Source organism: Paracoccus sp. TD-10, assembly GCF_048270675.1.
Taxonomy (GTDB): domain Bacteria; phylum Pseudomonadota; class Alphaproteobacteria; order Rhodobacterales; family Rhodobacteraceae; genus Paracoccus; species Paracoccus pantotrophus.
The window spans coordinates 848,825-869,591 of sequence record NZ_CP182418.1 but is presented as its reverse complement, the minus strand read 5'-3'; the positions used below and the strand labels follow the sequence as shown (position 1 = coordinate 869,591).

Annotated in this window: 33 protein-coding genes; all 33 read right to left on the bottom strand. The window is 64.9% G+C overall.

Features of this window, described 5'->3' with window-relative positions:
- Window positions 1-6 precede the first annotated feature (6 nt).
- The 33 genes from ACNKFW_RS04310 to rpsJ all read right to left on the bottom strand — a co-directional run bounded on the left by ACNKFW_RS04310 (window position 7) and on the right by rpsJ (window position 20,094).
- The gene (locus tag ACNKFW_RS04310; protein WP_147427693.1) at window positions 7-1,053 is read right to left on the bottom strand and encodes an RluA family pseudouridine synthase; all 1,047 of its coding nucleotides are present in this window, start codon (window positions 1,051-1,053) and stop codon (window positions 7-9) included.
- A complete protein-coding gene (gene crcB / locus ACNKFW_RS04305) occupies window positions 1,050-1,424 on the bottom strand; it encodes a fluoride efflux transporter CrcB (protein ID WP_147427692.1) in 375 nt (124 codons plus the stop codon). The genes ACNKFW_RS04310 and crcB overlap by 4 nt, the downstream gene beginning before the upstream one ends.
- Entirely contained in the window at window positions 1,421-2,749 is a 1,329-nt protein-coding gene (locus tag ACNKFW_RS04300) for a replication-associated recombination protein A (protein WP_147427691.1), read from the bottom strand. Before ACNKFW_RS04300 ends, crcB begins: the two co-directional genes overlap by 4 nt.
- A gap of 61 nt (window positions 2,750-2,810) precedes the next feature.
- Window positions 2,811-3,401 carry an acyl-homoserine-lactone synthase gene (locus ACNKFW_RS04295; protein WP_024844075.1) on the bottom strand — a complete coding sequence of 197 codons (591 nt, stop codon included), beginning with the start codon at window positions 3,399-3,401 and terminating at the stop codon, window positions 2,811-2,813.
- A 67-nt stretch (window positions 3,402-3,468) separates the two neighbouring features.
- Complete coding sequence (locus ACNKFW_RS04290) at window positions 3,469-4,080, bottom strand: autoinducer binding domain-containing protein (protein WP_011747126.1); 612 nt, start codon at window positions 4,078-4,080, stop codon at window positions 3,469-3,471.
- A gap of 348 nt (window positions 4,081-4,428) precedes the next feature.
- Entirely contained in the window at window positions 4,429-4,851 is a 423-nt protein-coding gene (rplQ, locus tag ACNKFW_RS04285) for a 50S ribosomal protein L17 (protein WP_024844074.1), read from the bottom strand.
- Window positions 4,852-4,958: 107 nt separating this feature from the next.
- The gene (locus ACNKFW_RS04280; protein ID WP_024844073.1) at window positions 4,959-5,975 is read right to left on the bottom strand and encodes a DNA-directed RNA polymerase subunit alpha; all 1,017 of its coding nucleotides are present in this window, start codon (window positions 5,973-5,975) and stop codon (window positions 4,959-4,961) included.
- Between the two features lie 121 nt (window positions 5,976-6,096).
- Window positions 6,097-6,486 (bottom strand): 30S ribosomal protein S11, encoded by a 390-nt coding sequence (rpsK, locus tag ACNKFW_RS04275; RefSeq protein ID WP_011747123.1) that lies wholly within the window; start codon window positions 6,484-6,486, stop codon window positions 6,097-6,099.
- Between the two features lie 12 nt (window positions 6,487-6,498).
- Window positions 6,499-6,867 carry a 30S ribosomal protein S13 gene (gene rpsM / locus ACNKFW_RS04270; protein ID WP_024844072.1) on the bottom strand — a complete coding sequence of 123 codons (369 nt, stop codon included), beginning with the start codon at window positions 6,865-6,867 and terminating at the stop codon, window positions 6,499-6,501.
- A gap of 163 nt (window positions 6,868-7,030) precedes the next feature.
- Complete coding sequence (locus tag ACNKFW_RS04265) at window positions 7,031-7,687, bottom strand: adenylate kinase (protein WP_024844071.1); 657 nt, start codon at window positions 7,685-7,687, stop codon at window positions 7,031-7,033.
- Between the two features lie 40 nt (window positions 7,688-7,727).
- Window positions 7,728-9,101: a preprotein translocase subunit SecY gene (secY, locus tag ACNKFW_RS04260; RefSeq protein ID WP_024844070.1), complete on the bottom strand. Its 1,374-nt coding sequence runs from the start codon at window positions 9,099-9,101 to the stop codon at window positions 7,728-7,730.
- Window positions 9,102-9,205: 104 nt separating this feature from the next.
- A complete protein-coding gene (gene rplO, locus ACNKFW_RS04255) occupies window positions 9,206-9,703 on the bottom strand; it encodes a 50S ribosomal protein L15 (RefSeq protein WP_024844069.1) in 498 nt (165 codons plus the stop codon).
- 299 nt (window positions 9,704-10,002) lie between these two features.
- Window positions 10,003-10,740: a hypothetical protein gene (locus ACNKFW_RS04250; protein ID WP_244314547.1), complete on the bottom strand. Its 738-nt coding sequence runs from the start codon at window positions 10,738-10,740 to the stop codon at window positions 10,003-10,005.
- 131 nt (window positions 10,741-10,871) lie between these two features.
- Window positions 10,872-11,060: a 50S ribosomal protein L30 gene (gene rpmD / locus ACNKFW_RS04245; protein ID WP_024844067.1), complete on the bottom strand. Its 189-nt coding sequence runs from the start codon at window positions 11,058-11,060 to the stop codon at window positions 10,872-10,874.
- A gap of 12 nt (window positions 11,061-11,072) precedes the next feature.
- Window positions 11,073-11,639, bottom strand: a complete 567-nt coding sequence (gene rpsE, locus ACNKFW_RS04240) for a 30S ribosomal protein S5 (protein ID WP_024844066.1) — start codon at window positions 11,637-11,639, stop codon at window positions 11,073-11,075.
- A 117-nt stretch (window positions 11,640-11,756) separates the two neighbouring features.
- Window positions 11,757-12,116 (bottom strand): 50S ribosomal protein L18, encoded by a 360-nt coding sequence (gene rplR, locus ACNKFW_RS04235; protein WP_036747354.1) that lies wholly within the window; start codon window positions 12,114-12,116, stop codon window positions 11,757-11,759.
- A gap of 11 nt (window positions 12,117-12,127) precedes the next feature.
- Window positions 12,128-12,661, bottom strand: coding sequence for a 50S ribosomal protein L6 (gene rplF / locus ACNKFW_RS04230; RefSeq protein ID WP_024844064.1), 534 nt, complete (start codon window positions 12,659-12,661; stop codon window positions 12,128-12,130).
- Between the two features lie 11 nt (window positions 12,662-12,672).
- On the bottom strand, window positions 12,673-13,071 hold the full coding sequence (gene rpsH / locus ACNKFW_RS04225; protein WP_024844063.1) for a 30S ribosomal protein S8: 399 nt from the start codon (window positions 13,069-13,071) through the stop codon (window positions 12,673-12,675).
- A 9-nt stretch (window positions 13,072-13,080) separates the two neighbouring features.
- Complete coding sequence (gene rpsN, locus ACNKFW_RS04220) at window positions 13,081-13,386, bottom strand: 30S ribosomal protein S14 (protein ID WP_024844062.1); 306 nt, start codon at window positions 13,384-13,386, stop codon at window positions 13,081-13,083.
- Between the two features lie 18 nt (window positions 13,387-13,404).
- Complete coding sequence (gene rplE / locus ACNKFW_RS04215) at window positions 13,405-13,965, bottom strand: 50S ribosomal protein L5 (protein ID WP_036747353.1); 561 nt, start codon at window positions 13,963-13,965, stop codon at window positions 13,405-13,407.
- On the bottom strand, window positions 13,965-14,270 hold the full coding sequence (gene rplX, locus ACNKFW_RS04210; protein WP_024844060.1) for a 50S ribosomal protein L24: 306 nt from the start codon (window positions 14,268-14,270) through the stop codon (window positions 13,965-13,967). The genes rplE and rplX overlap by 1 nt, the downstream gene beginning before the upstream one ends.
- Window positions 14,270-14,638 (bottom strand): 50S ribosomal protein L14, encoded by a 369-nt coding sequence (gene rplN / locus ACNKFW_RS04205; RefSeq protein ID WP_010400243.1) that lies wholly within the window; start codon window positions 14,636-14,638, stop codon window positions 14,270-14,272. The genes rplX and rplN overlap by 1 nt, the downstream gene beginning before the upstream one ends.
- Before the next feature lie 63 nt (window positions 14,639-14,701).
- Entirely contained in the window at window positions 14,702-14,950 is a 249-nt protein-coding gene (rpsQ, locus tag ACNKFW_RS04200; RefSeq protein ID WP_024844059.1) for a 30S ribosomal protein S17, read from the bottom strand.
- A gap of 12 nt (window positions 14,951-14,962) precedes the next feature.
- Window positions 14,963-15,169, bottom strand: a complete 207-nt coding sequence (rpmC, locus tag ACNKFW_RS04195) for a 50S ribosomal protein L29 (protein ID WP_024844058.1) — start codon at window positions 15,167-15,169, stop codon at window positions 14,963-14,965.
- A 192-nt stretch (window positions 15,170-15,361) separates the two neighbouring features.
- Window positions 15,362-15,775, bottom strand: a complete 414-nt coding sequence (gene rplP, locus ACNKFW_RS04190) for a 50S ribosomal protein L16 (RefSeq protein ID WP_024844057.1) — start codon at window positions 15,773-15,775, stop codon at window positions 15,362-15,364.
- A 12-nt stretch (window positions 15,776-15,787) separates the two neighbouring features.
- Window positions 15,788-16,510 carry a 30S ribosomal protein S3 gene (gene rpsC / locus ACNKFW_RS04185; protein ID WP_024844056.1) on the bottom strand — a complete coding sequence of 241 codons (723 nt, stop codon included), beginning with the start codon at window positions 16,508-16,510 and terminating at the stop codon, window positions 15,788-15,790.
- Window positions 16,510-16,905 (bottom strand): 50S ribosomal protein L22, encoded by a 396-nt coding sequence (rplV, locus tag ACNKFW_RS04180; RefSeq protein WP_024844055.1) that lies wholly within the window; start codon window positions 16,903-16,905, stop codon window positions 16,510-16,512. Before rplV ends, rpsC begins: the two co-directional genes overlap by 1 nt.
- Window positions 16,906-16,910: 5 nt before the next feature.
- Window positions 16,911-17,189 (bottom strand): 30S ribosomal protein S19, encoded by a 279-nt coding sequence (rpsS, locus tag ACNKFW_RS04175; protein ID WP_010400236.1) that lies wholly within the window; start codon window positions 17,187-17,189, stop codon window positions 16,911-16,913.
- A gap of 3 nt (window positions 17,190-17,192) precedes the next feature.
- On the bottom strand, window positions 17,193-18,029 hold the full coding sequence (gene rplB, locus ACNKFW_RS04170; protein WP_024844054.1) for a 50S ribosomal protein L2: 837 nt from the start codon (window positions 18,027-18,029) through the stop codon (window positions 17,193-17,195).
- Window positions 18,030-18,124: 95 nt separating this feature from the next.
- On the bottom strand, window positions 18,125-18,421 hold the full coding sequence (locus ACNKFW_RS04165) for a 50S ribosomal protein L23 (RefSeq protein WP_024844053.1): 297 nt from the start codon (window positions 18,419-18,421) through the stop codon (window positions 18,125-18,127).
- Entirely contained in the window at window positions 18,418-19,038 is a 621-nt protein-coding gene (gene rplD / locus ACNKFW_RS04160) for a 50S ribosomal protein L4 (protein ID WP_024844052.1), read from the bottom strand. Before rplD ends, ACNKFW_RS04165 begins: the two co-directional genes overlap by 4 nt.
- Complete coding sequence (gene rplC, locus ACNKFW_RS04155) at window positions 19,038-19,775, bottom strand: 50S ribosomal protein L3 (RefSeq protein ID WP_036747352.1); 738 nt, start codon at window positions 19,773-19,775, stop codon at window positions 19,038-19,040. The genes rplD and rplC overlap by 1 nt, the downstream gene beginning before the upstream one ends.
- Before the next feature lie 10 nt (window positions 19,776-19,785).
- On the bottom strand, window positions 19,786-20,094 hold the full coding sequence (rpsJ, locus tag ACNKFW_RS04150) for a 30S ribosomal protein S10 (RefSeq protein WP_010400227.1): 309 nt from the start codon (window positions 20,092-20,094) through the stop codon (window positions 19,786-19,788).
- Between the last annotated feature and the right edge of the window lie 673 nt (window positions 20,095-20,767).

Sequence of the window (20,767 nt, the reverse complement as noted above, 5' to 3'; positions counted from 1 at the left end):
GGCGTCCTATGCTGTCTCGGCAAAGGGGTCTTCGGGCACGTCGTTTTCCGACCAGCCCAGCGTCTTCCAGGTGCGGCTCATGTGATCGGGCAAGGGCGCGGTCACGGTGATCAGCTTCTTGGTGATCGGATGCTCGAAGCGGATCATGCGCGCATGCAGGTGCAGCTTGCGGCTGATCTCTCCGCCCAGCTGGGCGCCCCAGCCGTCGCCCAGGTTCTCTTGCCCCGAGCCGCCGTATTTGCCGTCGCCGACGATGGGATGGCCGATCTCGGCCATATGGGCGCGCAGCTGGTGGGTACGGCCGGTGACGGGCACCATGGCCACCCAGCTGACCCGGCCGCCCAGGGCATCCAGCACGGCATAATCGGTATGGGCGCGCTTGGCGCCCTCGGTCGTGGCAATGGCCGAGGGATGCAGGGCCATCATCTTTTCGCCCTCGCCGCCCCGGCCGCGGCCCGGCGCCTTGACGAGGCCGTATTTGATCGAGCCCATGCGCGGATGCGGCACGCCCGCCACGGCGGCCCAGTAGATCTTGCGGGTCAGCCGGTGCCGGAACGCCTCGGAAAGCGCGCGGGCGATGCGGTCGGTGCGCGCCAGCAGCAGCACCCCCGAGGTGTCCTTGTCCAGCCGATGCACCAGCTTCGGCCGGTCCTTGTAGCCGAACATCAGCGCCGCGGTCAGCCCGTCCACATGCCGGTCGCCCTGCCCCGAGCCGCCCTGCGAGGGCAGGCCCGGCGGCTTGTTCAGGGCGATGATATGCTCGTCGCGCCACAGGACGCAGGACTGGATCATCTCGGCATCGGACTGCTTGACGCGGGGCTTCGCCGCCGGCGCCGGGGCGTCGCCCTCGGGCAGCGGCGGCACGCGAATCTCCTGCCCGGCCTCGATACGGGTATTGGCCCTGACCCGGCCGCCGTCGACGCGCAGCTGGCCGGTGCGGCACCATTTCTCGACCGCGCTCTGGGTCAGCTGCGGAAACCGCTTCTTGAGCCAGCGGTCGATGCGCTGCTCGGCCTCGTCCGCGCCGACGCGGATGGTCTGCACGCCGCTCATGCGAAGATCCCCCGGCCGATGGCCAGACCCGCGACCACCGCCGCCAGCGACAGCAGGACCGAGCCCAGCACATAGCCGAGCGCGGCGGCGGCAGCGCCGCGTTCCCACAGCGTCAGACTGTCCAGCGCGAAGGCGGAAAAAGTGGTGAAGCCGCCCAGCACCCCGGTCAGCAGAAAGGGCGCCAGGTGCTGGCCGCCCCGATGCGCCAGCGCCGCCGCCAAGAGCCCCATCGCCAGGCAGCCGGCGACGTTCACGGCCAGCGTGCCCAAGGGAAAGCCGGGGCTCAGCCGCCCGGCCAGGATATTGATCCCGTAGCGCGTCGCGGAACCCATCGCCCCACCCAGCGCGACCTGAAGGAAAGTGTGTTTCATGCTTTGTCCTCTGCCCGCCGCTTCTGACGCAGCCCGGCGAACCATTCAACGCGCTTTTTCAACTCGCGCTCGAATCCGCGCTCGACGGGCAGGTAGAAGACCGGGCGCTTCATGCCGTCGGGGAAATAGTTCTGGCCCGAAAAGGCGTCCTCGGCATCGTGGTCATAGCGATAGCCGGCGCCATAGCCCTGATCCGACATCAGCCCGGTCGGCGCATTCAGGATATGCTTGGGCGGCATCTGGCTGCCCGAACGCCGCGCCAGGTCGCGCGACGCCTTGTAGGCGGCATAGCCGGCATTCGACTTGGGCGCCAGCGCCAGGTAGATCGTGGCCTGCGCCAAGGCCAGCTCGCCCTCGGGGCTGCCCAGGCGTTCGTAAAGCGCCCAGGCGTCCAGGCAATGGCGCTGCGCCGCCGGATCGGCCAGGCCGATATCCTCGATCGCCATGCGGGTCAGGCGGCGGGCCAGGTAGCGGGGGTCTTCGCCCCCCTCCAGCATCCGCGACAGCCAGTAAAGCGCCGCGTCCGGGTCGCTGCCGCGCACCGATTTGTGCAGGGCCGAAATCAGGTTGTAATGCTCGTCGCCGGACTTGTCGTATTTCGCCGCCCGCCGCATCAGCCGCTGCGCCAACTGGTCGGGGTCGAGCTTGCCCCTGACCTTCCAGGCCATCACCTGCTCGATCAGGTTCAGGCAAGCGCGGCCGTCGCCATCGGCCATTTCCAGCAGCCGGTCGCGGGCCTCGGCGGTCAGCGGCAGGGCGCGGTCCAGTTCCTGCTCGGCGCGCTGCGCCAGGCGTTCCAGATCCGCCAGGCCCAGCCGCTCCAGCACGATGACCTGGGCACGGGACAGAAGCGCGGCGTTCAGCTCGAAACTGGGGTTCTCGGTGGTGGCACCGACCAGGGTGATGGTGCCGTCCTCCATATGCGGCAGGAAACTGTCCTGCTGCGCCTTGTTGAAGCGGTGGATTTCGTCGACGAACAGCAGCGTGCCGCGGCCCTGGCTCCGGCGCAGGCGCGCGGCGTCGAACACCTTGCGCAGTTCCGGCACGCCGGAAAAGATCGCCGATATCTGTACGAAGGCCAGGTCCGTTTCCTGCGCCAGAAGCCGGGCGATGGTGGTCTTGCCAACCCCCGGCGGACCCCAGAGGATCAGCGAGGACAGGCTGCCGGCGCCCAGCATGGCGCCCAGCGGACCGTCGGGGCCAAGCACCTTGTCCTGGCCGATGACATCGGACAGCCGGGCCGGACGGATCCGGTCGGCCAGGGGACGCGCCACCGGGCGCGCAGCTTCGCCCGAGGTGGGCGCGGTATCGAATAGGTCTGCCATGCGGGCAACATGTTACGCCGCCCGCATCACGCGCGAAAGGCCCTCCACCCAACGCACCGCATCAGTGCATCTTGGCCGCCAGGTTGATCGAGACGCATTGGAAATAGCCGTCGTCGATCCAGACCACCGGGCCCATGGCCTGCGCGTCCAGCCCGCAGGGCACCAGCCAGCGCGGCCAAGTCGAGGCGACCAGGCACACCAGTCGCGAGGCGCCCAGTTCGCGGGCCGAATTGGTCATCTCGGCGACCAGGTTGAAATGCACCCGGCGGCGTTCGCGCTGCGGGATGGTGTGGTCGACGAACAGGCGGCTGGCTTCCCAGGTTCCGGCCTCGACCGGTGCCGGCTCGTCCAGCAGGTTCTGCGGGATCGAGCCGCCCAGCAGGTTCAGCTGGGCATCACGGATCATGTAGGAATACATGCCGCAGCGCGCCGTGGTGGGCGTCAGCCGCACGCCGGCCAGAACCCGGCCGTTTTCATGGATCGCCACCCAGCGGCTCATGGGCGTGTCGTATTGGTCGAACTCCATGTCGTCGGTCTGGGGCAGGTTCCAGCGCTTCTGGACGATGAAGCTTTGCTTGCGGGCGCGGAAGATGTTCGCGAACAGCTCGCCGTGGTTGTGGAGGTTGGCGAAGGAAAGTGTGGTGGTCTGCATGGTCTTCTCCTGGGGTTCGTGGTGGTGGTGGCCCCCAGGTGTAAACCGCAACGGCGGACGAACCGTATTACAGCAAGCGGTAATCCTTGGCCCGTTGCAGCGCCTCGGCCGTCGTGCGCGCCATGAGTCGTTCGCGTGCCGAGATGAGACGTGCCTTGAATGCGCTTTCCGTTATACCAAGCTTGGCAGCCGCCGCTGCATGACGATCCCCCTCTGCGATACACCGAAGGGCCTCTTGCTGAGCCTTCGTCAGGCTCTCCGGCGGCTCCGTGATCTCGTGAAGCCGTCGTAGCGTTGCCGAGATCACGTCGATCTCGTCATCCGTGAATTCCCGCTTGTCATGGGCGAATGCCGCGATGGTGCGCGACTTGATCGGCCCATGCGCCACGACCAGACCGTAATGCAGCCCGTGATCGGCCGCGTCCTGGAGGATCGAAAACGGGTCAGGAATGGGCAGCACGCTCCAGCGGCAGGCGCCGGTGGTCGAGAAGCCCCAGGCAATCGTGGGGTCGCGCAGGGCATAGGCGCGTTCGGAATAGCGCTGGGCCCATTCCTTGTTATAGGTCTGGAACTGCATCAGTGGTGCAGCGAAACGAATGTGCAGCCCGATGAAATAGCCCGCCGGAGCAAGCTTTTTCAGCTTGGCGAGTGCTGCATTGATTTCCGCGCGAGACGACATGACTTTTTGGACAGATTGCGTTTTCTTCGGGTTACAACGAAAAATGGCACGGTTCTCAGTGTATTCAAGCAATACCGTGCTTGCGGGCGACGTTTTTCGGAATGCCGTAGGGTCAGCCCGTCGGCACGACAAGGCATAACCGGCTTTTGCCTCCGGGCGCAAGCCGTCCCGCCTCTTGCAATTCCCGTGCGTTTCCTGACGACCGGCACAACTATCGGACGAAAATAAGCGGATACGTTCCCGTTCTTCCCCCATGCCAAGGGCTGCGCACTGTTGCAAAAAGCCCGCAGCCATGACGATGGCTGCGGGCGTCAATGATCGCTTAACCCTAAGAAAGGGTTAAGTTTCTTACGATTCGTCGGCTGCCGATTCGGCTTCCAGGCGGGCACGGTCGGCGGCGCCCTTGGCGCTGGTGTCGCGCTCGACGAATTCGATGATCGCCATCGGGGCCATGTCGCCATAGCGGAAGCCGGCCTTCATGATGCGGACATAGCCGCCCTGCCGGTCCTTGTAGCGGGCACCGAGCACCTCGAACAGTTTCGCGACATGGCTGTCCTGCTTCAGCTGGGCAGCGGCCTGCCGGCGAGCGTGCAGATCGCCGCGCTTGGCCAGGGTGATCAGCTTCTCGACGATGGGACGCAGTTCCTTGGCCTTGGGCAGGGTGGTCTTGATCTGCTCATGCTCGATCAGCGAGCCGGCCATGTTGGCGAAAAGCGCCTTGCGGTGCTCGTGGGTGCGGTTCAGACGGCGATAGCCGCGGGCGTGACGCATGATGTTTCTCCTTCACGTCTTTTGCTTTGTCCGGCAGCCCATGCGTGCGGGCCGCTCTCCTTGGGGCGGAATGCCCGGTCTTGCGGGGGCGTCGCCGCCCCCGAAACTCAGAACTGGTCGTCGAAACGCTTGGCCAGATCCTCGATGTTTTCCGGCGGCCAGTCCACGACGTCCATGCCGAGATGCAGGCCCATGCCCGAGAGCACTTCCTTGATCTCGTTCAGCGACTTGCGGCCGAAGTTCGGCGTGCGCAGCATCTCGGCCTCGGTCTTCTGGATCAGGTCGCCGATATAGACGATGTTGTCGTTCTTGAGGCAGTTCGCCGAACGCACCGACAGTTCCAGCTCGTCCACCTTCTTCAGCAGGCGCGGGTCGAATTCCAGCCCGTCCTCGGCATCCGAGCGGGTGGCGGTTTCCGGCTCGTCGAAGTTGACGAAGACCGAAAGCTGGTCCTGGATGATGCGCGCGGCATAGGCCACGGCGTCTTCCGGGGTCAGCGAACCGTCGGTCTCGACCTTCATGGTCAGCTTGTCATAGTCCAGCACCTGCCCCTCGCGGGTGGGGGTGACCTCGTAGCTGACGCGCTTGACAGGCGAGAAGATGGCGTCGATCGGGATCAGGCCGATGGGCGCATCCTCGGGACGGTTCTTGTCGGCGGCGACATAGCCCTTGCCGTTGGCGACGGTCAGCTCCATGTGCAGTTCCGCCCCCTCGTCGAGATGGCAGATGACATGGTCGCGGTTCAGGATGGTGATGCCGGCGGATTCCTGGATGTCGCCGGCCTTGACCTCGCCCGGACCCTTGGCCGAAAGCGTCAGGCGCTTGGGCGCGTCGACGTCCATCTTCAGCGTGACGCCCTTGAGGTTCAGGACGATGTCGGTGACGTCCTCGCGCACGCCGGGGACGGATGAGAACTCATGCAGCACGTTGTCGATCTGCACCGAGGTGATGGCCGCGCCCTGCAGCGAGGACAGCAGAACCCGGCGCAGCGCATTGCCCAGCGTCAGGCCGAAGCCGCGCTCCAGCGGTTCCGCGACCACGGTGGCCACGCGGGACGAATCGGCGCCCGGCTTGATTTCAAGCTGCGTCGGCTTGATCAGTTCAGCCCAATTCTTGTGGATCATGCGTTTGCCTCCATACCAGTTTCCGACCCATGACCGGTGGCCGGAAACGCCCGAGGTGAAATGCGAAAAGCGCGCCCCGCACGGGACAATCCCGCGCGGAACGCGTCAAAATCTTGCCTGATCAGACCCGGCGGCGTTTCGGCGGGCGGCAGCCGTTATGCGCGATCGGGGTCACGTCACGGATGGCCGTGATGTTGAAGCCGACCGCAGCCAGCGCGCGCAGCGCCGATTCGCGACCCGAGCCGGGGCCCTGAACCTCGACCTCCAGCGTGCGGACGCCGTGTTCCTGCGCCTTCTTGCCAGCGTCTTCGGCGGCCATCTGCGCGGCATAGGGGGTCGATTTGCGCGAACCCTTGAAGCCCATGGTGCCGGCCGACGACCAGGAGATCGCATTGCCCTGCACGTCCGAGATCAGGATCTTGGTGTTGTTGAAGGACGAGTTCACATGCGCCACGCCGGTGGCGATGTTCTTGCGTTCCTTGCGCTTGATGCGGGTTTTATCGCGTGCCATGTCCGTTCCCCCTTACTTCTTCTTGCCGGCGATGGGCTTCGCCGGGCCCTTGCGGGTGCGGGCATTGGTGTGGGTGCGCTGACCGCGGACCGGCAGGCCGCGACGGTGGCGCAGGCCGCGATAGGAGCCCAGGTCCATCAGGCGCTTGATGTTCATCTGCGTCTCGCGGCGCAGGTCGCCCTCGACAGTATAGTTGGCGTCGATGTATTCGCGGATCTTCAGAACTTCGGCATCCGACAGTTCGTTGACGCGGCGCGTGGGCTCGATGCCGACGGCGGTGACGATCTCTTCGGCGAATTTCGAGCCGATCCCGTGGATATAGGTCAGTGCGATCGGGACGCGTTTCCCGGTCGGAATGTTGACGCCAGCAATACGAGCCACGCGTGTTTCCTTTTCCATGTTGCGGTTCCGTAGCACCGGAACCTTTTTTCACAACCAAAGACCCGAAAGCCATGCCTCCGGGCCTTGAAGCGACACCCAGGACATCCGGGTGATTCTCTTGCGAGATGCTGCGAATTAAGGGATTCGTCGCCCAAGGTCAAGCCTAGGACGGGATCCTGTCCAGCACCTTCGCGACCTGGGCGGCCACCTCGTCGATCTCGGCCAGGCCGTCGACCGGGTTCAGGTTACCCTTGACATAGTAATAGCCGATCAGGGGCGAGGTCTTCTTGTAATATTCCATCAGCCGGGTCTTGAGGCTTTCCTCGTTGTCGTCGGCGCGGCGGCGCAGGTCGGTCGAGCCGCAGACATCGCATTTGCCCGGCTCTTTCGTCGGCTTGGTCACGTCGTGATAGACCTCGCCGCAATTGCCGCAGGTGAAACGGCCCGAGATGCGCGCGACCAGCGCCGCATCGTCCACCCGCATCTCGATCACGGCGTCGATGCGCTGGTCCATCTCGGCCATCAACGCCTGCAGCGCGTCGGCCTGGGCCAGGGTGCGCGGGAAGCCGTCGAAGATGAAGCCCTTGCCGCCCCGCCCCAGCTTTTCGCGGATCAGGCCGATGACGATCTCGTCCGTCACCAGCTCGCCGCGGTCCATCACCTCGGCCACGCGCTTGCCCATCTCGGTGCCCGAGCTGCGGGCCTCGCGCAGCATGTCGCCGGTGGAGAGCTGGACGAGGCCGCGCTCCTCGATTAGCCGCCGGGCCTGGGTGCCTTTGCCTGCGCCGGGCGGGCCCAGCAGAATGATGTTGATCGCCATGTCGTCGTCCCTCTCCTACCCTTTTTGGTGGGTTTACCCCTTAACGGCGCGCCGGCGCCTTGCGCGGCTTGGCCGCCCCGGCCTTGCCCCGCTTGCCGCGCAGTTGCGATTTCTCGATCAAACCTTCGTATTGATGGGCGAGCAAGTGGCTTTGCACCTGGTTGATCGTGTCCATGACGACGCTGACCACGATCAGCACCGAAGTCCCGCCGAAATAGAACGGGATCGCCAGCTGGTCGCGGATGATCTCGGGCAAAAGGCAGACAAAGGCCAGATAGGCCGAGCCGATCACCAGCACCCGCGTCACCACATAGGTCAGGTAATCCTCGGTGCGCTTGCCGGGACGGATGCCGGGGATGAAGCCGCCCTGGTTCTTCAGATTCTCGGCCACGTCCTCGGTCTTGAAGCTGACGTTGAAGGTGTAGAAATAGGTGAAGAACACGATCATCGCCGCAAAGAACAGCAGGTAAAGCGGCTGGCCGGGACCGAAATAGGCCAGGATCGTGGACATGATCGGGCCGGTCTGGTTGCCCGAGAAGGTCGAGATCGTCACCGGCAGCAGCAGGAGCGAACTGGCGAAGATCGCCGGGATCACGCCGGCCGGGTTCACCTTGATCGGCAGGTGCGAGGATTGGCCGTCATAGACCTTCATCCCGACCTGGCGGCGCGGATACTGGATGTGGATCTTGCGCAGCGCGCGCTCCATGAACACCACGAAGGCGATGACCGCGGCGACCATGACGATCACTCCCAGGATCACCGGGGTCGAGATGGCGCCCGAGCGGCCCTGGGCCAGGAACTGCGCCAGGCTGCCGGGGATCTCGGCCACGATGCCGACGAAGATGATCAGCGAGATGCCGTTGCCAATGCCGCGGGCGGTGATCTGCTCGCCCAGCCACATCAGGAACATGGTGCCGCCGACCAGGGTGATGACCACCGAGGCGCGGAAGAACATCCCCGGCTCATGCGCCAGGTTGCCATGCTCCAGGCTGACGGCCAGGCCCCAGGCCTGGAACAGCGCCAGCGCCACCGTACCGTAGCGGGTGTATTGGTTGATCTTCTTGCGGCCCTGCTCGCCCTCTTTCTTGAGCTGCTCGAGGGCGGGGACCATCGAGGCCAGCAGCTGCACGATGATCGAGGCCGAGATATAGGGCATGATGCCGAGCGCAAAGACGCCCATGCGCCCCAGCGCGCCGCCGGTGAACATGGACAGGATGCCGCCGATGCCGGCCTGGGCCTGTTCCATGAAGTTGCGCAGCGCGGCGCCGTCGATGCCGGGCACCGGGATATAGGTGCCGAGACGATAGATGATGAGAAGTCCGAGCGTGAACCAGATCCTCTGGCGCAGCTCGGTCGCCTTGCCGAGCGCGCCCCAGGAAAGGTTCGCGGCCATCTGTTCTGCGGCTGACGCCATGCTTCGTGCCCCTTCGTGGCAGCGCCGCCGGATCGTTTCCCGATCCCGCGGCGCCTGGAAAACTTGACAGCTATCTATGGGGCGCGGGCGCGCCCTTCAACAGCTTATTCGGCCGCAGAAGTCTCGGTGGCTGCTTCTTTCGCCGGACGGGTGACGGTGATCTTGCCACCGGCCTTCTCGATGGCCTCGACGGCGGCTTTCGACGCGCCGGCGACGGTCAGGTCCAGCGCGGCCTTGATTTCGCCCTTGGCCAGCACGCGCACACCGTCCAGCTTGCGGCGGATGACACCGGCAGCGACCAGCGCATCCTCGGTCACGGCGGCTTTCGCGTCCAGCTTGCCCGCATCGACGAAGGCTTGCAGCTGGCCCAGGTTCACCACCGCGAATTCCAGGCGATTCGGCTTGCTGAAGCCGCGCTTGGGCAGGCGGCGATACAGCGGCATCTGGCCGCCTTCATAGCCGTTCAGCGCCACGCCCGAACGCGAGGTCTGGCCCTTGATGCCGCGGCCGGCAGTCTTGCCCTTGCCCGAGCCGGGGCCGCGCGCCACGCGCTTTTTCTTGCGGTTGGCGCCGGGATTGTCGTGCAGTTCATGCAGTTTCATGTCGCTTCTCCTGGCCGGAAACGCCCCATGAAGCGAAAGGGGGCGAACGCGGCTTTTCTTGCTTGTTGAGTCGGATGCCCTAGGGCACCGGCGGCTTCTAGCCCCTCGTCGGCGAAGGGTCAAGTTTTCCGCGCATCCGCGCTGGCGCCGGCCCCGCAGCACAAGCACCTGGACCGCTATCGCGGGCGCCGTGCGAAAGCCGTATCCAACCGGGAGCCATGCGGATCCGACGCCCCCGCCCGCATTGTCCGCAACGGCAGTCATGCGTCGGCGAGCCGCGCATCCCGGCCATCGCGGGATCAGAAGCCGACCCAGAATCCCAGCTTTACCGCCGCCTCTCCCTGCCCCGACAACGGCCCGATCGCGCCAAGCTCCAGCTTGACCGGCCCGAACAGCTCGCGCACCGCCGAAGCCGCCAGCCTGCTGGAAAAGCCGCTGTCCTGGCGATCCTCGAGGCGAAGCTGGCCGATCAGCATCAGCCGCTCGGTCGCATGCCAGCCCAGCGTCACCTCGGCCTTGACCGAGGTTTCGGGCGTAAGATAGGCCAGCCGCCCGGCACCGCTGGCGGCCAGCTGGGCGATCTCGGCCTCGTCCCTCAGCTTGCCGGCGACCTTGACCCGCGCCTCGACCGCCAGCCAGCCGCCGCCGGGAATCCGGTCGAGCAGCGGCACCGCGTCAAATCCCCTGCCCCAGCCCGCGCCGACCTGCCCGACCGGCATGTAGATCCCGTTGCGCTCGATCACGCCGCTGCCCAGCGAAAGCGCCCAGCGATCCGCCCCGCTGCCCCGGCCAAGCGGGCGTTGCAGCCAGATCATCGCGCTGGTCTCTCCCGCGCGGGAACGGCCCAGTTCGAATCCCAGCGTCCGCCGCCGCAATCCGTATTCGCCATAAAGCCCGGCATAGCCGTTGCCCCGGGCATCACGCTCGGCCGAGAGCGCCAGGAAGATCTCTTTCACCTGGCGCGGCCAGGGGCTTGCGAGCGCAGGATCGGCCAAGACCATGCAGGCCAAGATCAGGCAGCGAAACAGCGGCGGCACGGCGGGCTCATTCCTGCGAGGATTGCTTCGCCGGAGGCTAAGGGAAATCGGTTAGCAAAAGGTTAATGCGCCAAACAAAACGCCCCGGAGAAGCTCCGGGGCGTTTGCGATGCAATGTGGCGCGGGCGGGATCAGCCGCGCTCTTCCACGATGGTGACCAGATGCGGGATCTTGGCGACCATGCCGCGCACGGCCGGGGTATCCTCCAGCTCGCGGGTGCGGTTCATCTTGTTCAGGCCCAGGCCCTTCAGCGTTTCGCGCTGGATGGCCGGACGGCGGATCGGCGAGCCGATCTGCTTGACGACGATGGTTTTAGCCATATGCCTGTCTCCTTACGCTTCGACGGCGGCTTCGGCCGGCTTGTCGCTGGACGGCAGGATCTCGGCCACCTTCTTGCCGCGGCGCTGCGCGACATTGCGGGGCGAGGCTTCCTTCTTGAGACCGTCGATGGTGGCGCGAATCATGTTGTAGGGGTTCTGCGACCCCAGCGATTTCGCCACGACGTCCTGGACGCCCAGCATCTCGAACACGGCGCGCATCGGACCGCCGGCGATGATGCCGGTGCCCGGAACCGCGGTCCGCATCACCACCCGGCCGGCGCCGTGACGCCCTTCGATGTCATGATGCAGGGTGCGACCGTCGCGCAGCGGCACGCGAACCAGCGAACGCTTCGCCTGTTCGGTCGCCTTGCGGATCGCCTCGGGGACTTCCTTGGCCTTGCCCTTGCCGAAGCCGACGCGGCCACGCTGGTCGCCGACGACCACCAGGGCGGCGAAGCCGAAGCGCTTACCGCCCTTGACGGTTTTCGACACGCGGTTGATCGCGACCAGACGGTCGGCAAATTCTGGGGTTTCCTCGCGCTCTTCGCGGCGACCCCGACGGTTTTCACGTTCTGCCATAAGGCATTCCTTCTACGCTGGCGCGCGTCCCGCGCCGTTGAGGCCAATCCTGGTGGGCCGCCGACGGATCGGACGGCCCCCGGATCATCGGGGTGGCGCAGCCGCCACCCGCATTCGTCAGAACTTCAGGCCGCCTTCGCGGGCCGCATCGGCAAGCGCCTTGATCTTGCCGTGGAACAGGAAGCCGCCGCGGTCGAAGATCACCTCTTCGACACCGGCCTTCTTCGCGCGTTCCGCAATCGCGGCGCCGATCTTGGCCGCCGCTTCGACATTGTTCTTGCCGACCACGCCCAGATCCTTCTCGAGCGACGAGGCGGCGGCCAGGGTGACCCCCTTCACGTCGTCGATCACCTGGACGCTGATGTTCTTGGAAGAACGGTGAACGGACAGCCGCGGACGGCCGTCCGAGATCTTCCGCAACTTGTTCCGCACGCGCAGGCGGCGCTTCTGGAACAGCTCTCTTTTCGTCAGTGCCATTTTTGCGCCCCTTACTTCTTCTTGCCTTCCTTGCGGAAGACGACCTCACCCTTGTAGCGGATGCCCTTGCCCTTGTAGGGCTCGGGGCGACGCCACTCGCGGATGTTCGCGGCGACCTGGCCGACCAGCTGCTGGTCGATGCCTTCCACCACGATCTCGGTCTGTTTCGGAGCCGAGATGGTCACGCCTTCCGGCGTTTCGAAGTTCACGTCATGCGAATAGCCCAGCGAGAGCTTCAGCGTCTTGCCCTGCATCTGGGCGCGGTAGCCGACGCCCTGGATTTCCAGCTCTTTCTTGAAGCCTTCGCTGACGCCGACGGTCAGGTTCTCGACCATCGAGCGGGTCATGCCCCACTGCTGGCGGGCGCGCTTCGACTGGCCGCGGGGGGTCACCTTGACGGCGCCCTCCTCGACGGCCAGCGTCACGTCGTCGGTCGCGGTGAAGCTGCGGCTGCCTTTCGGGCCCTTGACCTCGATGGTCTGGCCCTTGATCTCTGCGGTCACGCCCTTGGGGAGGGCGACCGGCTTCTTACCAATCCGAGACATCTCTGCCCTCCTTAGAACACGGTGCAGAGGACTTCGCCGCCGACATTGGCGCTGCGAGCCGCTGCATCAGACATGACGCCCTTGGGCGTCGAGACGATGGAGACGCCCAGGCCGTTGCGGACCTGCGGCAATTCCTTGACCGAGGCGTAGACCCGGCGGCCGGGCTTGGACACCCGCGCCAGTTCCCGGATCACCGGGGTGCCTTCGTAGTATTTCAGGCTGATTTCCAGCTCGGTATGGCCCGAGGGGGTTTCAACCTTTTCATAGCCGCGGATGTAGCCTTCGGCTTTCAGCACATCCAGCACCCAGGCGCGCAGCTTGGAGGCGGGCGTGCGGACGGTCGATTTGCCGCGCATCTGCGCGTTGCGGATGCGGGTCAGCATATCGCCGAGAGGATCGTTCATCGACATATTGCCCCCTTACCAGCTGGATTTGACCATGCCGGGGATCTGGCCGAACGAGCCGAGCTCGCGCAGCATGATCCGCGACAGTTTCAGTTTACGGTAATACGCATGCGGACGGCCGGTCAGTTGGCACCGGTTGTGCAGACGCGTGGCCGAGGAGTTGCGCGGCAGTTCAGCCAGTTTCAGGCTGGCCTTGAAGCGCTCTTCCATCGGGCGGGACTGATCGTGGACGATCTCGTTCAGCGCGGCGCGCTTGGCGGCGTATTTCTGAACCAGACGCTCGCGCTTCTTCTCGCGCTCGACCATGGATTTCTTTGCCATATCTTCTTCCCTCCGCGATCAGCTGTTGAAAGGCATGTTGAATGCCTTGAGCAGCGACTTCGCTTCCGCGTCGGTCCGCGCGGTGGTGCAGATGATGATGTCCATCCCCAGAACTTCGTCGACCTTGTCGAAGTTGATTTCCGGGAACACGATATGCTCCTTCAGGCCCATGGCATAGTTGCCGCGGCCGTCGAAAGCCGTGCCCTTGACGCCGCGGAAGTCGCGGACGCGGGGCAGCGCGATGTTGATCAGGCGATCCAGGAATTCATACATCCGGTCGCCGCGCAGCGTGACCTTGCAGCCCAGCGGCATCTCTTCCCGGACGCGGAAGCCGGCGATCGACTTCTTGGCCTTGGTGATGACGGCCTTCTGACCAGCGATCAGCGACAGCTCTTCAGCGCCCTGCTTGACCTTCTTGGTGTCCTTGACGGCCTCGCCGATGCCCATGTTCAGGACGATCTTGTCCAGGCGCGGGATCTGCATGTCGTTCTTGTAGCCGAACTCTTCCTTGAGCGTGGCACGGATCTGGTCCTTGTAGAGCGACTTGAGGCGCGGGGTGTAATTGGCTTGGTCCAGCATCAGATCACGTCTCCCGTGGTCTTGGCGAAACGGACCTTCTTGCCGTCTTCCACGCGGAAGCCGACGCGGGTCGCTTTGCCGTTCTTGTCCAGCAGCGCCAGGTTCGACAGGTCGATCGGCATGGCCTTGGCCACGCGGCCGCCCTGGCTCGTCTGGGTCTGGCGCTGGTGACGGATCGCGATGTTGACGCCGTCAACGACCGCCTTGTTCTCTTTCGGGAACACCGCGGAGATCTCGCCCTGCTTGCCCTTGTCCTTGCCGGTCAGCACGACGACCTTGTCGCCCTTCTTGAGCTTCGCAGCCATCACAGCACCTCCGGCGCAAGCGAGATGATCTTCATGAAGTTCTTGGCCCGCAGCTCGCGCACGACCGGCCCGAAGATACGGGTGCCGACCGGTTCGCCCTGGTTGTTCAGGATGACGGCAGCATTGCGGTCGAAGCGGATCGAGGTGCCGTCCTCGCGCTTCACTTCTTTCGCGGTGCGTACGACGACGGCCTTGCGGACATCGCCCTTCTTCACGCGGCCGCGCGGAATGGCTTCCTTGACGGAGACGACGATGATGTCGCCCACCGACGCATAGCGACGGTGCGAACCACCCAGAACCTTGATGCACTGCACCCGGCGTGCGCCGGAGTTGTCAGCGACATCCAGATTGGTCTGCATCTGGATCATTTGGTTACTCCCGACCTTTGGGGACCGGCGGCACCGGCCCCAGGGTATCGATTAAACTGGCGCTCAGGCCGAAGCTTCGGTGGCTTCGGTCAGGACGGTCCAGCGCTTGGTCTTCGAGATCGGCGCGCATTCGACGATGCGAACGATGTCACCGACCTTGAACTGGTTCTGCGCGTCATGCGCGCGGTATTTCTTGGACGACCGCACGGTCTTGTGCAGCAGCGGATGCTTGAAGCGACGCTCGACCAGGACGGTCACGGTCTGTTCGTTCTTGTCGCTGACGACCTTGCCTTGCAGGATGCGTTTGGGCATGGACCGGGCTCCTTAGTTCGACGCCGCGGCTTGCGCCGCTTTCTGGTTCAGAATGGTTTTCACACGGGCGACGTCGCGGCGGACGGCGCGCATGCGGGCGGTCGATTCGAGCTGGCCGGTGGCCTGCTGGAAGCGCAGGTTGAACGCTTCCTTCTTCAGCGCGAGCAGCTGTTCCTTCAGCTGGTCAGGCGTCTTGTCTTTCAATTCCTGCGCTTTCATGCGCCTTTTCCTTTCAACATCACCGGCGAGCCCCTGCCATGCAGGGCCACCCTGATTCCGGTGGAGTTTCATGATGAAGGCCTGCCCATACAGGCTTGGCCGGATTTTGGCAACCCCGATTGTCCCGAGGAAGCCAGAAATGCAGCGCCCCGCCACTGTCGCGGCGGGGCGCAATCTGGAAGCGGCGGCGAATTACCAGTCTTCGCGCGCGACGATGCGGGTCAGCACCGGCAGCTTCTGCGCGCCCAGGCGCAGGGCTTCGCGGGCGATGGCGTCGTTCACGCCGTCGATCTCGAACATGATCCGGCCGGGATGGACGCGGGCAGCCCAGTAATCCACCGAGCCCTTGCCCTTACCCATCCGCACTTCGGTCGGTTTCGAGGAAACCGGCACGTCCGGGAAGATCCGGATCCAGACCCGGCCCTGACGCTTCATGTGGCGGGTGATCGCGCGGCGGGCCGCCTCGATCTGGCGCGCGGTGACGCGCTCGGGCTCGATGGCCTTCAGCGCATAGGAGCCGAAGTTCAGGTTGAACCCGCCCTTGGCCTCGCCGTGGATGCGGCCCTTGTGCTGTTTGCGGAACTTGGTCCGTTTCGGTTGCAGCATTGCTTCTTCTCCTTAGCGCGCGTCGCGGTCGCGATCACGGCGCGGGCCGCGGGGCGAGGGGCCGTCCTGCGCTTCGGTGGCGCGACGGTCGCGGGCCTGCGGATCATGCTCCATGATCTCGCCCTTGAAGATCCAGACCTTCACGCCGATGATCCCGTAGGGGGTCGAGGCTTCCGACAGCGCATAGTCGATATCGGCGCGCAGCGTGTGCAACGGCACCCGGCCTTCGCGGTACCATTCGGTCCGGGCGATCTCGGCGCCGCCCAGGCGGCCCGACACGTTCACCCGGATGCCCAGGGCGCCCATGCGCATGGCGTTCTGCACCGCGCGCTTCATGGCGCGGCGGAACGACACCCGGCGCTCGAGCTGCTGGGCGATCGATTCGGCCACCAGCTGGGCATCCAGCTCGGGCTTGCGGACCTCGACGATGTTGAGGTGCAGTTCCGAGGCGGTGTAGTTCGCCAGCTTCTTGCGCAGGGTCTCGATATCGGCGCCTTTCTTGCCGATGATGACACCCGGACGCGCGGCATAGATCGTCACGCGGCATTTCTTGTGCGGGCGCTCGATGATGACGCGGCTGACGCCGGCCTGCTTGGCTTCCTTGTGGATGAAGTCGCGGATCTTCAGGTCTTCCAGCAGCAGATTGCCGTAATCCTTGTCATCCGCATACCAGCGGCTGTCCCAGGTGCGGTTGACCTGGAGACGCATCCCGATGGGGTTTACCTTCTGACCCATTACGCGCGCTCCCCGGCTTCGATGGCCTCGACCTGACGGACCTTGATGGTGATTTCCGAAAACGGCTTCATGATCTTGCCGTAACGACCACGGGCGCGCGGACGGCCACGCTTCATGACCAGGTTCTTGCCGACCCAGGCCTCGGCGACGATCAGGTTATCGACGTCCAGGTTATGGTTGTTCTCGGCGTTGGCGATGGCCGATTGCAGGCATTTCTTGACATCGCCGGCGATACGCTTGGACGAGAAGGTCAGGTCGGCCAGGGCCTTGTCCACCTTCTTGCCGCGGATCATCGCCGCAACCAGGTTCAGCTTCTGCGGCGAGGTGCGAAGCATCTTGGTCTTCGCAAACGCCTCGTTCTCCGCCACGCGGCGCGGATTTTGTTCCTTACCCATGACGCTTACTTCCTTTTCGCTTTCTTGTCGGCGGCGTGACCGTAATAGGTCCGCGTCGGCGAGTATTCACCGAACTTCTGGCCGATCATCTCTTCGGTCACCGAGACCGGGATGTGCTTCTGGCCGTTGTAGACGCCAAAGGTCAGACCGACGAATTGCGGCAGAATGGTCGAACGACGCGACCAGATCTTGATGACGTCCGACTTGCCGGACTCGCGGGCTTTCTCGGCCTTGCGAAGCACATAAGCATCGACAAAGGGGCCCTTCCAAACAGAACGTGCCATGGATTAACGCCCCTTCTTCGCGTGACGCGACCGCAGGATATACTTGTCGGTCGATTTGTTCGTGCGGGTGCGGTTGCCCTTGGTGCCCTTGCCCCAGGGAGTAACCGGGTGACGACCGCCCGAAGTCCGGCCTTCACCGCCACCATGCGGGTGGTCGATCGGGTTCATGGCCACGCCGCGCACGCTCGGGCGGATGCCCAGGTGCCGGTTGCGGCCGGCCTTGCCGAGGTTCTGGTTCGAATGGTCGGCATTCGACACGGCGCCGATCGTCGCCATGCATTCCTGGCGCACCATGCGCAGCTCGCCCGAGGACAGGCGGATCTGGGCATAGCCGCCGTCGCGGCCGACGAACTGGGCATAGGTGCCCGCCGAACGGGCGATCTGGCCGCCCTTGCCGGGCTTCAGCTCGACGTTGTGGACGATGGTGCCGATCGGCATGCCGCTGAAGGGCATGGCGTTGCCGGGCTTCACGTCCACCTTGGCGCCGGCCACCACCTTGTCGCCGACAGCCAGACGCTGGGGCGCGATGATATAGGCCTGCTCGCCGTCTTCATATTTGATCAGCGCGATGAAGGCGGTGCGGTTCGGGTCGTATTCGATCCGCTCGACGGTCGCCGGGACATCGAACTTGGTGCGCTTGAAATCGACGATGCGATAGAGACGCTTCGCCCCGCCGCCCTTGCGGCGCATCGTGATCCGTCCGGTGTTGTTCCGGCCGCCGTTCTTGGTCAACCCCTCGGTGAGGGATTTGACCGGGCGCCCTTTCCAAAGCTCCGAACGGTCGATCAGAACCAGCCCACGCTGGCCAGGCGTCGTCGGCTTATACGACTTGAGTGCCATGCTTTCTGTCTTCCGTTGCTTTGGACCGTTGCTGGTCCGTTTCAGTCAAATGCCGACGGCCCCGCTGCCGGGGCCGTCGATTCGCAGGCTTCTTATCAGAGGCCGGTCGAGACGTCGATGCTGTTGCCAGCTTCCAGCGTCACATAGGCCTTCTTCACGTCCGAGCGCACGCCGGGGCGGCCACGGAAACGCTTGGTCTTGCCCTTGGTGATGGTCGTGTTCACGGCCTTCACCTTGACGTTGAACAGAGCCTCGACGGCCTGCTTGATCGCCGGCTTGGTCGATTCCTTGGCCACCTGGAAGACATAGGCGTTGGCATCGCCCACCAGGGTGGCCTTTTCGGTGATGACCGGCTTGACGATCACGTCGTAATGTTCGGGTTTCACGCTCATTTCAGGCGAGCCTCCAGAGCTTCGACACCGGCGCGCGTCAGCACGAGCGTATCGCGGCGCAGGATGTCATAGACATTGGCACCCATCGAGGGCAGCACATCGACGCCTTCCAGGTTGCGGGCGGCGCGGGCGAAATTCTCGTTCACCTCGGCACCGTCGATCACCAGGACGCGCTTCCAGCCGTTTTCCTTGACCGCCTTGGCGACGGCCGCGGTCTTGGCTTCCCCGATGTTCAGGCTGTCCACGACCACCAGCTCGCCCGCGGCGGCCTTGGCCGACAGGGCGTGCTTCAGGCCAAGCGCGCGGACCTTCTTGGGCAGGTCGAACGCGTGGCTGCGCGGGGTCGGGCCCTTGTAGACGCCGCCGTGACGGAAGATCGGCGCCTTGCGGGAACCGTGACGGGCGCCGCCGGTACCCTTCTGGCGGTAGATCTTCTTGGTCGAGTAGCTGACATCCGACTTGCCCAGCACCGAATGGGTGCCCGCCTGCGCCTTCGCACGCTGCCAGCGCACGACGCGGTGCAGGATGTCCGCACGCGGTTCAAGCCCGAAGATGTCATCGCTCAGGTCGATGTCCCCGGCCTTGCCGGCATCGAGCGTGATAACGTCGAGTTTCATCAGTTGTCTCCTTCGGGCGCGGCGGCCTCGGCAGGGGCGGCAGCCTCGGCCTGGGCAGCTTTCGAACGGGTCGCGGCCGGGAAAACGGTGTTTTCGGCCAGCGGCTTCTTCACGGCGTCCTTGATCGTGACCCAGCCACCCTTGGAACCCGGCACCGAGCCCTTGACCATGATCAGGCCACGCTCGGCATCGGTCTTGACGACCTGCAGGTTCTGGGTGGTGACGCGCACGGCACCCAGATGACCGGCCATCTTCTTGCCCTTGAACACCTTGCCCGGATCCTGGCACTGGCCGGTCGAGCCATGCGAGCGGTGGCTGATCGACACGCCGTGCGAGGCGCGCAGACCGCCGAAATTGTGCCGCTTCATCGCGCCGGCAAAGCCCTTGCCGATCGAGGTGCCGGCGATGTCGACATACTGGCCTTCGAAGTAATGGTCGGCGACGATCTCCTCGCCCACCTCGACCAGGTTCTCGGGCGAGACGCGGAATTCCGCGATCTTGCGCTTGGGCGCGACATTCGCCTTGGCGAAATGGCCGCGCAGCGCGGCGGTCGTGCGCTTGGCCTTGGCCTCGCCCGCGCCGAGCTGCAGCGCCACGTAGCCGTCTTTCTCGGCGGTGCGCTGAGCGATGACCTGCACGTTGTCCACGTGCAGTACGGTGACGGGCACCTGACGCCCGTCTTCCAGGAACAGCCGGGTCATGCCCAGCTTCTTGGCGATAACACCAGTCCGCAGCATGATGGCCTCCTTACACCTTGATCTCGACATCCACGCCGGCGGCGAGGTCGAGCTTCATCAGGGCGTCCACGGTCTGGGGGGTCGGGTCGACGATGTCCAGCAGGCGCTTATGCGTGCGGATTTCCCACTGGTCGCGGGATTTCTTGTCGATATGCGGGCCGCGCAGAACGGTGAATTTCTCGATCTTGTTGGGCAGCGGAATCGGGCCGCGGACCTGCGCGCCGGTGCGCTTGGCGGTGTTCACGATTTCCTGCGTGCTGGCATCCAGGACGCGGTAATCGAACGCCTTCAACCGGATGCGGATATTCTGGCTTTGCATTCTCATCCCTCTTGCGGGGAGTTCAAGTTGAGAGGCTGACGACACACCACGCACCGCCAGCGTCGAACCGTATAAACAAGAGCAGGCCGCCCCCATAGCGGACGGCCCGGCGCAAGGCAACCGATTCTTTTCGCAAGAACAGGAACCGGCAGCGATGCGCCCGTCTAGCGGTTTCCGCGGCGGCGGTCAAGCACCCGGCCCGGCCCGCGCCATCATGAAAGCTGCTGCCGGCGGCGCGGTTTAAGCCGAACGTGCCCGCTCAAGCTCCGTCTTACTGGCGAATGTCGTGAAGGCTCTGCTGCCGCAATTCTCGCGACACTATCCGCCCCTGAAAGGCGCCGTCCCGTCCACCGAGGTTTCCCACGCCAATCCCCCGGGCCGAATGACGCGCCCGGGGCCTGCGCAAGGCACGGCCCGGCATCCCCGTGCCGGCAGGGCTGGTCTTTCGCGGCATCCAGGTCGTGCCTTCGGCACGCCGCTATCATCGGAGGCAGTCGAAAGCATCCTTACCCCATTCGCCCAATCGGGCTTTCCCGGCCTGACGGAATGAAGACGCGAAAACCCGCCCTCGGGCGGGTTTCACGTCACGGCAGCCTCCAGGAGCGGCTTCGACGAAAGTCACGGCGAGCCTGCCCCCCTCTCCGGCCCCTCTCCCGCGCGTCCGCTTTGCCTT

Excerpts from the sequence above, each read along its gene's own strand:
- rpsK (WP_011747123.1), bottom strand. The coding sequence starts at position 6,486 with ATGGCACGCGATAAAACCCGCATCAAGCGCAAGGAACGCAAGAACATC.
- ACNKFW_RS04290 (WP_011747126.1), bottom strand. The coding sequence starts at position 4,080 with ATGTCGTCTCGCGCGGAAATCAATGCAGCACTCGCCAAGCTGAAAAAG.
- ACNKFW_RS04310 (WP_147427693.1), bottom strand. The coding sequence starts at position 1,053 with ATGAGCGGCGTGCAGACCATCCGCGTCGGCGCGGACGAGGCCGAGCAG.
- rpsS (WP_010400236.1), bottom strand. The coding sequence starts at position 17,189 with ATGGCACGTTCTGTTTGGAAGGGCCCCTTTGTCGATGCTTATGTGCTT.
- rplQ (WP_024844074.1), bottom strand. The coding sequence starts at position 4,851 with ATGCGTCACGCCCGCGGCTATCGCCGTCTGAACCGCACCCACGAGCAC.
- rpsQ (WP_024844059.1), bottom strand. The coding sequence starts at position 14,950 with ATGCCCAAACGCATCCTGCAAGGCAAGGTCGTCAGCGACAAGAACGAA.
- rplF (WP_024844064.1), bottom strand. The coding sequence starts at position 12,661 with ATGTCTCGGATTGGTAAGAAGCCGGTCGCCCTCCCCAAGGGCGTGACC.
- ACNKFW_RS04300 (WP_147427691.1), bottom strand. The coding sequence starts at position 2,749 with ATGGCAGACCTATTCGATACCGCGCCCACCTCGGGCGAAGCTGCGCGC.
- ACNKFW_RS04295 (WP_024844075.1), bottom strand. The coding sequence starts at position 3,401 with ATGCAGACCACCACACTTTCCTTCGCCAACCTCCACAACCACGGCGAG.
- rplX (WP_024844060.1), bottom strand. The coding sequence starts at position 14,270 with ATGGCTGCGAAGCTCAAGAAGGGCGACAAGGTCGTCGTGCTGACCGGC.
- secY (WP_024844070.1), bottom strand. The coding sequence starts at position 9,101 with ATGGCGTCAGCCGCAGAACAGATGGCCGCGAACCTTTCCTGGGGCGCG.
- rpmD (WP_024844067.1), bottom strand. The coding sequence starts at position 11,060 with ATGGCTAAAACCATCGTCGTCAAGCAGATCGGCTCGCCGATCCGCCGT.
- rpsN (WP_024844062.1), bottom strand. The coding sequence starts at position 13,386 with ATGGCAAAGAAATCCATGGTCGAGCGCGAGAAGAAGCGCGAGCGTCTG.
- rplD (WP_024844052.1), bottom strand. The coding sequence starts at position 19,038 with ATGAAACTCGACGTTATCACGCTCGATGCCGGCAAGGCCGGGGACATC.
- rpsH (WP_024844063.1), bottom strand. The coding sequence starts at position 13,071 with ATGTCGATGAACGATCCTCTCGGCGATATGCTGACCCGCATCCGCAAC.
- rplB (WP_024844054.1), bottom strand. The coding sequence starts at position 18,029 with ATGGCACTCAAGTCGTATAAGCCGACGACGCCTGGCCAGCGTGGGCTG.
- ACNKFW_RS04165 (WP_024844053.1), bottom strand. The coding sequence starts at position 18,421 with ATGAGCGTGAAACCCGAACATTACGACGTGATCGTCAAGCCGGTCATC.
- rplP (WP_024844057.1), bottom strand. The coding sequence starts at position 15,775 with ATGCTGCAACCGAAACGGACCAAGTTCCGCAAACAGCACAAGGGCCGC.
- rpmC (WP_024844058.1), bottom strand. The coding sequence starts at position 15,169 with ATGAAAGCGCAGGAATTGAAAGACAAGACGCCTGACCAGCTGAAGGAA.
- rpsE (WP_024844066.1), bottom strand. The coding sequence starts at position 11,639 with ATGGCAGAACGTGAAAACCGTCGGGGTCGCCGCGAAGAGCGCGAGGAA.
- ACNKFW_RS04280 (WP_024844073.1), bottom strand. The coding sequence starts at position 5,975 with ATGATCCACAAGAATTGGGCTGAACTGATCAAGCCGACGCAGCTTGAA.
- rplO (WP_024844069.1), bottom strand. The coding sequence starts at position 9,703 with ATGAAACTGCATGAACTGCACGACAATCCCGGCGCCAACCGCAAGAAA.
- rplE (WP_036747353.1), bottom strand. The coding sequence starts at position 13,965 with ATGCTGGACCAAGCCAATTACACCCCGCGCCTCAAGTCGCTCTACAAG.
- ACNKFW_RS04265 (WP_024844071.1), bottom strand. The coding sequence starts at position 7,687 with ATGGCGATCAACATCATTCTGCTGGGCCCGCCCGGCGCAGGCAAAGGC.
- rplC (WP_036747352.1), bottom strand. The coding sequence starts at position 19,775 with ATGCTGCGGACTGGTGTTATCGCCAAGAAGCTGGGCATGACCCGGCTG.
- rplV (WP_024844055.1), bottom strand. The coding sequence starts at position 16,905 with ATGGGTAAGGAACAAAATCCGCGCCGCGTGGCGGAGAACGAGGCGTTT.
- rplR (WP_036747354.1), bottom strand. The coding sequence starts at position 12,116 with ATGGCACTGACGAAAAGAGAGCTGTTCCAGAAGCGCCGCCTGCGCGTG.
- rplN (WP_010400243.1), bottom strand. The coding sequence starts at position 14,638 with ATGATCCAGATGCAGACCAATCTGGATGTCGCTGACAACTCCGGCGCA.
- crcB (WP_147427692.1), bottom strand. The coding sequence starts at position 1,424 with ATGAAACACACTTTCCTTCAGGTCGCGCTGGGTGGGGCGATGGGTTCC.
- rpsC (WP_024844056.1), bottom strand. The coding sequence starts at position 16,510 with ATGGGTCAGAAGGTAAACCCCATCGGGATGCGTCTCCAGGTCAACCGC.
- rpsJ (WP_010400227.1), bottom strand. The coding sequence starts at position 20,094 with ATGCAAAGCCAGAATATCCGCATCCGGTTGAAGGCGTTCGATTACCGC.